This window comes from Borreliella lanei (assembly GCF_014205895.1).
GTDB classification, from domain to species: Bacteria; Spirochaetota; Spirochaetia; order Borreliales; family Borreliaceae; genus Borreliella; species Borreliella lanei.
Window position 1 is genome coordinate 1 of sequence record NZ_JACHFC010000023.1, and the last position, 1187, is coordinate 1187.

A 1187-nucleotide genomic window follows, 5' to 3' on the forward strand; every position below is an offset into this window, starting at 1 on the left:
TTTGGCCTCAGCTGAGCAAACTCTTTCAGATATGACCACTACTGTTTTAGAGCCATTGCTTAAATTCATTAAAATGCTCACTAATTACTTTAACGGCTTTACGTTTCAAACACACGTTGTTGAACCTTTTTTTAAAGGACTAAAAAGTCTTTTTGCCAAGTTACCATATGTTGGTTGGGCTTTTGAAGACAATTCTCCTCCTAATACACCTAAACCCAATCCAATAAATAGGGAAAATTCAGATGATATTAACAGCACCCCATAATTTTTATAAAAAAATAATTGCTTATGAATAATAATAAAGATATTCTCAATAAATCTAGCAATAAAGAAATGTCGCCTAGAGAGATTTTTCAAATAGTAAAAGATGTAACAACTCAAATATTTTCTCTTTTTGGAGCAGACAACTTTTTAGTGCTATTCCCAAGACTTGATCTTAGAGGTTTTGGATATATACCACAATTGTTTTTTATAAAACCAAAAGCTGAACTCATAACACGAACTTACAATACTAGTTGCTCTAAAAGACCGATTATCAACTATTATAATAGAAAAGCAGAATATGTAAGCTACAATCCCGTAATGACTGGTGAACATATCTCATTAAGCGGGGGAGTACTTACATCCTTATATAAGGAAATGCTTTCTCCACTCAAAATGACTGCTTTTGGCAATTCTATGCTACGCTTTGACGCTCATCTGGTAAAAGAACAACTAGCAAACAGACTGCAAGCTCAAGTCCCTTTTAGTGTATATAGTCCAACTTTTGGCCTTAAAGAGTTGGCCATAATTACAAGTCTTTCTTTTAAAGATACTCCTTGGATTGATGAGGTTGAGGTTAGCCTATCAATGGAAATAGTAAAAACATTTGCATTGGAAAAATATAAAGGATAAAAAATGCTGCTACTACAATATGATTTTAAAATTGAGTTCTACAATATAGATAAATCAAAAAAATCAATTGATGGGATTCCTTTTCCTGAAGAAATTCCTAAAATTATTATAAATACACAAGATGGAATTCATATTGATATTTCTATATCCAACGTGTATTCAAATATTCATACTATAAGTTCCAAACAAGCAAAAGTTGTACTTTGGAACTTACCCTTAGACTTCACCGACTATATTAAATTCGGAGATATAGTAAAAATACATTATAAGAAATTTGCTCATGAAAAAAATTT

At 31.3% G+C, this 1187-nt stretch carries 3 protein-coding genes; all 3 read left to right on the forward strand.

Features of this window, described 5'->3' with window-relative positions; all coding sequences use genetic code 11:
- The coding region (locus HNQ06_RS05615) for a DUF759 family protein (RefSeq protein ID WP_184108022.1) at positions 1–265 on the forward strand (265 nt) is incomplete at its 5' end.
- Positions 266–288: 23 nt separating this feature from the next.
- Positions 289–894, forward strand: a complete 606-nt coding sequence (locus HNQ06_RS05620; RefSeq protein WP_184108024.1) for a DUF792 family protein — start codon at positions 289–291, stop codon at positions 892–894.
- Between the two features lie 3 nt (positions 895–897).
- Positions 898–1187, forward strand: a 290-nt coding sequence (locus tag HNQ06_RS05625; protein WP_184108026.1) for a DUF693 family protein, incomplete at its 3' end; no start/stop codon positions are given.

Excerpts from the sequence above, each read along its gene's own strand:
- HNQ06_RS05620 (WP_184108024.1), top strand. The coding sequence starts at position 289 with ATGAATAATAATAAAGATATTCTCAATAAATCTAGCAATAAAGAAATG.